The 7,444-nt window shown below is 73.7% G+C and carries 7 protein-coding genes; 4 read left to right on the top strand and 3 right to left on the bottom strand.

Annotation, left to right across the window (positions count from 1 at the left end; translation table 11 throughout):
- Window positions 1-82 precede the first annotated feature (82 nt).
- The gene (locus tag ABT084_RS37495; protein ID WP_351054214.1) at window positions 83-715 is read left to right on the top strand and encodes a glutamine amidotransferase-related protein; all 633 of its coding nucleotides are present in this window, start codon (window positions 83-85) and stop codon (window positions 713-715) included.
- The gene (locus ABT084_RS37490; protein WP_351054211.1) at window positions 712-2,043 is read left to right on the top strand and encodes an ABC1 kinase family protein; all 1,332 of its coding nucleotides are present in this window, start codon (window positions 712-714) and stop codon (window positions 2,041-2,043) included. Before ABT084_RS37495 ends, ABT084_RS37490 begins: the two co-directional genes overlap by 4 nt.
- Window positions 2,044-2,061: 18 nt before the next feature.
- Here ABT084_RS37490 and ABT084_RS37485 read toward each other — a convergent pair whose 3' ends face one another.
- The 3 genes from ABT084_RS37485 to ABT084_RS37475 are packed head-to-tail and all read right to left on the bottom strand — an operon-like array spanning window position 2,062 to window position 4,534.
- Window positions 2,062-2,391: an STAS domain-containing protein gene (locus ABT084_RS37485; RefSeq protein WP_351054209.1), complete on the bottom strand. Its 330-nt coding sequence runs from the start codon at window positions 2,389-2,391 to the stop codon at window positions 2,062-2,064.
- A complete protein-coding gene (locus tag ABT084_RS37480; protein WP_502969298.1) occupies window positions 2,388-3,734 on the bottom strand; it encodes a PP2C family protein-serine/threonine phosphatase in 1,347 nt (448 codons plus the stop codon). The genes ABT084_RS37485 and ABT084_RS37480 overlap by 4 nt, the downstream gene beginning before the upstream one ends.
- Entirely contained in the window at window positions 3,731-4,534 is an 804-nt protein-coding gene (locus ABT084_RS37475) for an alpha/beta fold hydrolase (protein WP_351054203.1), read from the bottom strand. Before ABT084_RS37475 ends, ABT084_RS37480 begins: the two co-directional genes overlap by 4 nt.
- 314 nt (window positions 4,535-4,848) lie before the next feature.
- On the opposite strand from ABT084_RS37475, the gene ABT084_RS37470 reads away from it, so the two are divergent.
- Window positions 4,849-6,630, top strand: coding sequence for an N-acetylglutaminylglutamine amidotransferase (locus ABT084_RS37470; RefSeq protein WP_351054201.1), 1,782 nt, complete (start codon window positions 4,849-4,851; stop codon window positions 6,628-6,630).
- Between the two features lie 134 nt (window positions 6,631-6,764).
- Window positions 6,765-7,364 carry a TolB family protein gene (locus ABT084_RS37465; RefSeq protein WP_502969297.1) on the top strand — a complete coding sequence of 200 codons (600 nt, stop codon included), beginning with the start codon at window positions 6,765-6,767 and terminating at the stop codon, window positions 7,362-7,364.
- Window positions 7,365-7,444: the final 80 nt, after the last annotated feature.

The raw sequence follows: 7,444 nt of genomic DNA, 5'->3' as shown, positions 1-7,444 counted from the left end.
GGCCGCAGCTGCCCCGGCCCGCCTTCTGGGTCATGGCGACCTACGCGGCCGCGCAGTACCTGCTGACCGAGGGCCCCGCCGGGTGCTGCTCGTCGACCACCAGGACTCCTTCGTCCACACCCTCGCCGACTACCTGCGCCAGACCGGCGCCGAGGTCGTCACCTACCGGGCCGGATTCCCGCCGGAGCTCCTCGACGAGGTCCGCCCCGACCTGCTCGTGCTCTCCCCGGGGCCGGGCCGCCCGGCCGACTTCGCGATGGGCACCCTGCTGGACGCGGCGCTGGAGCGGGAGGTGCCGGTCTTCGGCGTCTGCCTCGGCCTCCAGGGCATCGTCGAGCACTTCGGCGGGGTCCTGGAGACGCTGGAGCGCCCCGTGCACGGCAAACCGTCCGTCATCGAAGTGGCCGGTGACGGCGGCAGCCTGTTCGCCGGGCTGCCGCCGACGCTGACGGTGGGCCGCTACCACTCCCTGTACGCGCGGGCGACGGCGCTCCCGCCGCAGCTGCGCGTCACCGCGCTGACTGAGGACGGCATCGCCATGGGCATCGAACACCGCGAACTGCCGCTGGCCGCCGTGCAGTTCCACCCCGAGTCGATCATGACGCTGGGGGGCGGCGCGGGCCTGGCGCTGATCGCCAACGCCGTGACCGCGCTCGCGCACACCGGGGCCCGCCCGGCGCGCCGCAGCCTGGCGGGGACGGGGACCACCCGATGAGCCGCGCACCGCGCACCTCCGCCCGGGACATCCCGCTCACCGCCCTCGCCCGCGGCGCCCGGCTGGCCGCGCTGCCCCTGGGCTTCGCGGGCCGTACGGCGCTCGGGCTCGGCAAGCGGCTGGCGGGCCACTCCGCCGAAGCCCTGGCCGCGGAGGTGCAGCGCCGCACCGGCGACCACCTCTTCCGGGTGCTCGGCGAACTCAAGGGCGGGGCCATGAAGTTCGGCCAGATGCTCTCCGTGTTCGAGGCGGCCCTTCCGACCGAGGCCCTCGGCCCCTACCGGGCCGCCCTGACCCTGCTCCAGGACTCCGCTCCCGCCCTGTCCGCCGCCACGGTCCACACGGTCCTCGCCGCCGAGCTGGGCGAGGACTGGCGCGAGCGCTTCGAATCCTTCGAGGACGAGCCCGCGGCCGCCGCCTCGATCGGCCAGGTGCACCGGGCCCTGTGGGCCGACGGGCGCCCGGTCGCCGTGAAGATCCAGTACCCGGGCGCGGGGCAGGCGCTGCTGGGGGACTACGACCGCCTCGGCCGGGCCGTCACACTCTTCTCCACCGTCGCCCCCGGGCTCGACGCCCAGCCGATGCTCGACGAGCTGCGCGAACGCGTGGGGGAGGAGCTCGACTACCGGCTGGAGGCGGCCGCCCAGCAGGCCTTCGCGGACGCCTACCGGACCGGCCGCGAGGTGGCCGTCCCCGAGGTGGTGGCCTTCACCGAGCGGGTCCTGGTCACCGAATGGCTGGAGGGCACCCCGCTCTCCGCCGTGATCCGGGACGGCAGCCAGGAGGAACGGGACGCGGCGGGGCTCGCCTACACCCGGTTCCTCCTCTCCGGACCGGAACGCGCGGGGCATCTGCACGCCGACGCGCACCCCGGGAACTTCCGCATCCTCCCGGACGGTCGCCTCGGGGTCCTCGACTTCGGCGCGGTCAAACGGCTCCCGGACGGCTTCCCGCCCGCCCTCGGCGCGCTGGTGCGGCTCGCCATGGCCGAGGACTGGGAAGGCGCGCGCGGGCTCCTCGCGGACGAGGGCTTCGTACGCCCGGGCGCGCCCCTGGACACCGAGACCCTGCGGTCCTTCCTGCGGCCGCTCGCCGGGCCCTCCATGGCGCCGAGCCACCGCTTCACCCGTCAGTGGCTGCGCGGCGAGGTGACGCAGGCGGCCCTCGCGCACCGCCGGAGCCTGCTGCGCAGCATCAACCTGCCGCCCGAATACGTCCTGGTCAACCGGGTCGTGGGCAGCGCCATCGCGGTGCTCTCCCAGCTCGACTGCGAGGTCCCCTTCCAGGCCGAGGCCCTGCGCTGGCTCCCGGCTCCGGCGGATCGGTGAGGGGCGGCCGGGCAGGGTTTACGCGGTCCCGCCGCCGGGGCGGATGGTGAAGACCCGGTCCAGGCCGACGACGGTGAGGATGCGCAAGGTGTTGGCGGGCACGGCCACGAGGGTCACGTCCGCGCCCACGGACCGGGCGCGATGGCGGGCGGCGAGGAGCGTGCTGATGCCCGTGGAGTCGCAGAACTCCAGCTCGGACAGGTCGATGACCAGGCTCTGTCCGGGGCCGAGGGCGAGGCGTTCGACGTACTCGCGCAGGGCGGCGGCCTGCGCGTAGTCGAGCTCGCCCGCCACGCGCAGGACGGGGCCCGTGGCGGTGGCGTGGTGGGTGAGGTGCAGGGGGCTCATCGTGGCGCCTGCGTCGCGGGGCCGGTCCCGGCGGCGGGGACACCGAGCGCCAGCAGGGCGGTGTCGTCGTCCAGGCCGTCGCCGAAGCTGTCCAGCAGCCCGGTCAGCGCGCTGACCAGGCCCTGAGGCGTGGCCGGGGCGTGGCCGGTGGCGAAGGCGTGCAGGGCCTCGTCACCGAAGAGGCTCTCGCGGGTGGAGCCGGTACGGGCCTCGGTGAGGCCGTCGGTGTAGAGCAGGAGCGTGTCACCCGCCTCGAGGGTGGTCCGCGCGGTCGTGAAGGGGGCGGTGGGCAGGACACCGACGAGCAGCCCTCCGGGGGTCTGCAGGAAGTCGGTCCGGCCGTCCGCCCGCACGATCAGCGCCGGGGGGTGACCGCCGGAAGCGAGGCGCACCCTGGTCCGGCCGCTGTCGGCATCGGGCTCGGCCACGCCGAAGATGACGGTGCAGTAGCGGGGGTCGCCGCCGGCCGCGTACCGCTCGTGCAGGACGGAGTTCAGCGTGGCCAGCGCCTCGGCCGGCTCGGGCGTGTGCAGGGCCGCCGCGCGCAGGGTGTACCGGGTGAGCGAGGTGAGGGACGCCGCCTGGGGGCCCTTGCCGCACACGTCGCCCAGGAAGAACGCCCATCTGCCCCCGCCCACGGGGAACAGGTCGTAGAAGTCGCCGCCCAGCCGGTCGGGAGCGGCCGTGTGGTAGTGGACGGCCGCCTCCAGCCCCGGTACCTCGGGCAGCGAGGACGGTACGAGGGACTGCTGCAGCACGGCGAGCGCGTCGGCCAGCCGCTCCCGGTCGGCCTCCGCCTGGCGGCGGGCCCGCTCCGCTTCCGCCTGCGCCGCCTGTGCCTCGGCCCGTGCCTGCTCGGCCTCCTGACGGCGGCGCAGCAGTTCCTGTTCGTAGGCGCGCCGGTCCGAGGCGTCGAAGGCGGTGGTGCGGATCAGCAGCGGCTCGCCCTCGCTCGTGTACTTCACCACGGAGGAGACCAGTACGGGCATGCGCCGCCCCTCGGCGCCCTTCATCTCCAGGGCGATGCCGCGCAGTTCGCCCTGCAGGCGCAGCAGCGGCGCGAAATGCGTCTCGTGGTACAGCTTCCCGCCGACGGTGAGGAGATCGGGGAAGCGGAGCCTGCCCACCACCGCGTCGCGCTCCAGGCCGAGCCAGTCGAGCAGGGTCGTGTTGATCTTGGCGATGGTGCCGTCCATCAGCGTCGACAGATAGCCGCAGGGCGCCGCCTCGTACAGCTCCTCGGCGCTGTCCTCCAGCAGCGCGGTGAACGCGGCGAAGGTACCCGCCGGGTCCTCGGCCTCCACGGGGTCCGGCTCCGGCTCCCCGGCCGCGCGGCATGTCACTGCTGGGCCGCCAGGAAGCCGGAGATCGCTCTGCCGGTGGCCTCCGGCGCGCTCAGCTGGGGGCAGTGCCCGGTGGCCTCGAGGGTGACCAGGCGGGAGGACGGGATCGCGGCGTGCACGTACGCGCCGACCTCGCGGGGCGCGATCACGTCCTGGGCGCATTCCAGTACCAGGGTCGGCACCCGCACGCTCTTCAGGTCCTCGCGGCTGTCGGACAGGAACGTGGTGCGGGCGAAGACCGCGGCGATGTCGGGGTCGGTGGCGCAGAAGCTGTTGGTCAGCTCCTGCCCCAGCTCGGGGCGTTCCGGGTTGCCCATGATGACGGGAGCCATGGCGGAGGACCAGCCCAGGTAGTTCGACTCCAGCGAGCCGAGCAGCTCGTCGATGTCATCCGCCGCGAAGCCGCCCCGGTACCCCTCGTCGTCGATGTAGCGGGGCGACGGGGCCACCATCACCAGCGCCCCGATCCGCCCCGGCGCCGTGTGCGCGGCCAGTACCCCCACCATGGCGCTGACCGAGTGCCCGACGAAGGCCGCCCCCTCCAGATCCAGCGCTTCGCAGACCTCGACGACGTCCTGGGCGTACCCCTGGAGCGAGGAGTACCGCTCCTCGCTCCAGGCCGAAAGCTCCGAGCCGCCGCAGCCGACGTAGTCGAGCAGCACCACCCGGTACCGCTCGGCCAACGCCGGCACCACCAGCCGCCACATGTTCTGGTCACAGCCGAACCCGTGCGCCAGCACGACCACCGGCCCGTCGGCCGGGCCGGTCACGGTCACGTTGTTCCTGCTGAGGATGTCCATCCGGACATCCTCGCATCCGGCCCCGGAGCGGGCCCGGGCCGCCCGCGCGGTGCCGTGGTCAGGCGTGGCGGTGCGCGTGCCGGTCGCCGGTCACCAGGCGGTCGAGGCGGGTCCGGCGCGGGGGAGTGTCCGATTGAGAAGCGCTCCGGCGGGCAGGCGCGTAGTACGTCGATCGCCTGTTCGAGCCGGCCGCTCCTGCGCTGGCCGAACCGGTTCAGGAGTGTCTTAATGATGTACGTGACATGGTCATCCGCGGAGAGTGAGGTCGCGGGGCGCCGACGCTCCCGAGAAGCCGCGCGCGTGGCAGGTGCCCCGTGTGCGGCTTGAGCGGAGAGGTGCGGTTCGACGGCGGGCGCCCCGATCTCGCCGCCGTCGAGCGCATGACCGACGCGATGGAGCCGAGGGGCCCCGACGGCCGGGGCGCGTGGTCGCAGGGCGCGGTGGCCCTGGGCCACCGGCGCCTGAAGATCATCGACCTGTCCGAGCGCGGCGCCCAGCCCATGACCGACACCCGGCTGGGTCTCACGGCGGTCTTCAACGGTTGCATCTATAACCACCGTGAGCTGCGGGAACGGCTGGAAGCCCGCGGGCACCACTTCTTCTCCGGCTCCGACACCGAGGTCATCGTCAAGGCCTACGCCGAGTGGGGCCGGGAGTGCGTCGAATTCCTCGTCGGCATGTTCGCCTTCGCCCTGACCGAGCACCACACGGGCCGCGTCGTCCTGGGCCGCGACCGCCTCGGCATCAAGCCCCTGTACGTCACCCAGGACAGCGACCGGCTCCGCTTCGCCTCCTCCCTGCCCGCCCTGCTGGCGGGCGGCGGCATCGACACGACCCTCGACCGCGAGGCGCTCCACCAATACCTGAGCTGGCACGGTACGGTCCCGGCGCCCCGCACCGTACTGGCCGGCGTACGGAAGATCCCGCCGGCCACCGTCCGCGTCGTCGAGCGGGACGGTACCCACCGCGACCACTGCTACTGGCAGCCGTCGTACGCCCGGCACTCCGAGCTGGGCCGGGACCCGCACCTGTGGCAGGAAGCGGTGCACGACGCGCTGCGCACGGCGGTGCGGCGGCGCACGGTCGCGGACGTCCCCGTGGGCGTGCTCCTGTCCGGCGGCCTGGACTCCAGCCTGATCGTGGCGCTGCTGGCCGAACAGGGCCAGGAGGACCTGCCGACCTTCGCCATGGGCTTCGAGTCGGAGAACGGCGAGGACGGGGACGAGTTCCACTACTCGGACCTGGTCGCCCGCCGCTTCGCGACCGACCACCACCAGTTCATGATCCCCTCCGACCGGCTCCCGGCCGCGCTGGAGGCCGCGATCGGCGCGATGAGCGAGCCGATGATCAGCCACGACGCCGTCGCGTTCCACCTGCTGTCGGAACAGGTCTCCAAGGAGGTCAAGGTCGTGCTCTGCGGCCAGGGCGCGGACGAGGTCTTCGCCGGCTACCACTGGTACCCGCGGATCGCCGCCGCCCCCCGGACGCAGGCGGACGAGGCGTACGCGGACACGTACTTCGACCGGCGGCACGCAGGACTCACCGCCATGCTGCACCCGGACTACCGCGCGGGCCACGACGTCTCGACGGCCTTCGTCCGCACCCACATGGCCACCCCCGGCGCGCAGACCGCTCTCGACGCGGCCCTGCGCATGGACGTCCACGCGCTCATGCCCGACGACCCGGTCAAGCGGGTGGACAACATGACGATGGCCTGGGGACTGGAGGCGAGGGTGCCGTTCCTCGACCACGAACTCGTCGAACTGGCCGCGGCCTGCCCGCCGGAGCTGAAGCTGGCCCAGGACGGCAAGGCCGTGCTCAAGGACATCGGACGCACGGTCCTGCCCCGGGAGGTCGTCGACCGGCCGAAGGGGTACTTCCCGGTGCCCGCGGTCCGGAACATGGCCGAGCCGGTGCTGGCGCGCGTCCGCGACGCCCTCACGGCCCCCGAAGCACGCCGACGCGGGATCTTCGACCGGCACCTGGTACACGAGCTGCTGGCGGCACCCAACAGCCACCGTACGAAACGCGGGGCCAACACCCTGTGGCAGGTGGCGTCGTTGGAGATCTGGCTGCAAGCGCACGGCATCAACTGACCTGAGCGGTCGACACCGGCAGAGCGGAAGTGAACGCGGAAGCGGAAGGTCTGGGAGAGCCACCCATGCCCCTGGAGCCCATGGAACCCCCGGAACACGTACACCCCCCGGAACACGTACACCCCCCGGAACACGTGCAACCCCTTGAGCACGCGCAGCCCCTGGACCGGGCCCCCCTCCCGGAGTACGCACCCGATGCCGCCCCCCTGCCGGTCCGGCTGCCCGACCACCGCAGCGCCGACCCGCCGACCCTGCTCACCGCCCACGGGTGCTGGTACCCCTCGGCCGACCCCACGGGGCAGCACGTCGCGTTCATCTGCGACCGCTCCGGGGTCCCGCAGCTGTGGAGCGGGCCCGCCCGGGGGGACGAGGCCCACGTGCTGGACGCCGACCCCGAACCGGTCACCGAGGTCTCCTGGTCCCCCGATGGGCGCTGGATCGCCTACACCTCGGCTCCCGGCGGCGGCGAGCACACCCGGGTCCTGGTGGTGCACCCGGACGGAACCGGGCGCCAGGTGCTCGCGGGCGCCGAGCCGGGAAGCTCGGCGCACCTCGGGTGCTGGACCCGGGACGGCAGCGCCCTCGCGGTGACGGTCGCCCAGCCCTCCGCGACGGGCTCCGAACACGAGGGGCCGGGACACCTCCCCGCGGACGCCGAGGGTCAACCCGGCCAGGGGGAGCGGACGTTGGGCGTGACGTGGGCCGAGCGCGGGGGCCCGGCGCCGAGACGCTGAAGCTCTTGGTGGTGTCCACGGCCTGCCCGGCGCCCTGGGCGTAGGAGTTCGCGTTGTCCTTGAAGCGGACCTCGCCCCGC

The organism is Streptomyces sp. NPDC002138, assembly GCF_040296485.1.
GTDB lineage: Bacteria > Actinomycetota > Actinomycetes > Streptomycetales > Streptomycetaceae > Streptomyces.
This window is presented reverse-complemented; position numbering and strand designations above follow the sequence as displayed.